Consider the following 1,066-nt stretch of genomic DNA (forward strand, 5'->3'; position numbering starts at 1 on the left):
TGTATTGACCCGTGAGGTTGGGGACGCGGCTGGCGGGTGGCTGGCCCTTGAGCGCGGTGTGTCCGCGGTGGTGATTGTAGGTGTGCAGCCAGTGCGGGTAGGCGTCGCGTCGTTCGCTCTCGGTTCGGTAGGGCGTCGCGTAGGCCCATTCGTCGAGCAGGGTGCGGTTGAAGCGCTCCACCTTGCCGTTCGTCTGGGGCCGGTAGGGCCGGGTTCGCTTGTGGGTGATCCCGGCTGCGGCGAGCGCGTCGCGCCAGAGGAACGACTTGTAGCAGGAGCCGTTGTCGGTCAGGACGCGCCGCACGGTGATCCCGCAGGAGGCGAAGTAGGTGTGGGCCCGCTGCCAGAACGCGGTGGCGGTCTCCTTCTTCTCGTCGGTGAGTATCTCGCTGTAGGCCAGGCGGGAATGGTCGTCAACAGCGTTGTGCAGGTAGCTCACGCCGGCGTTGGCGCGGTTCCTGCGGCCTGCCTGACGGCCGAGGGCCTTGTGGCCGCCGCCGTCAGGGATGTTGCCGAGTTTCTTGATGTCGACGTGGACCAGGTCGCCGGGTGCCGGGTGTTCGTAGCGGCGGATGACCCGGCCTGTGGCGCGGTCGAGGTGGGAGAGGCGGGACAGGCGGTAGCGGGTCAGGATGCGGTGGACGGTGGCCGGGTTCAGCCCGAGGAGGTAGGCGATACGAGCCGGCCCCCAGCGGCGCAGGACGCGGACCTTGATGACCCTGCGCTCGGTGCGTGTCGGGGTCCGGCGCGGGCTGTGGTGCGGGCGGGAGGAACGGTCGGCCATGCCCGCCTCGCCGAGCAGGCGATAACGCCCCGCCCAGCGGGCAGCGGTGGTGACCGATACCTGAAACCGTTCCGCGGCCCGGCGGAGCGGCCATCGGTCCTCGACGACGCAGCGGGCCAGACGCAGGCGGCCGGTCTCGGTCAGGGGTGCATTACGGTGGGGCATGAGGGCCTTCTGATCGTTCGTGTGTAGACGTCGCAATCCACACCGAACCCGGAAGGCCCTCACTCGTTCAAGATCACCCAACCGTGATCACTGTCACCAACCTCCGTGGACAGAACA

1 protein-coding gene is annotated in these 1,066 nt (G+C 68.5%); it reads right to left on the reverse strand.

From position 1 onward, the window contains the following. On the reverse strand, positions 1-949 hold a 949-nt coding region (locus tag AQJ27_RS41660; RefSeq protein WP_067381115.1), incomplete at its 3' end, for an IS481 family transposase. Between the last annotated feature and the right edge of the window lie 117 nt (positions 950-1,066).

It is taken from the genome of Streptomyces olivochromogenes (genome assembly GCF_001514115.1).
Lineage (GTDB): Bacteria > Actinomycetota > Actinomycetes > Streptomycetales > Streptomycetaceae > Streptomyces > Streptomyces olivochromogenes.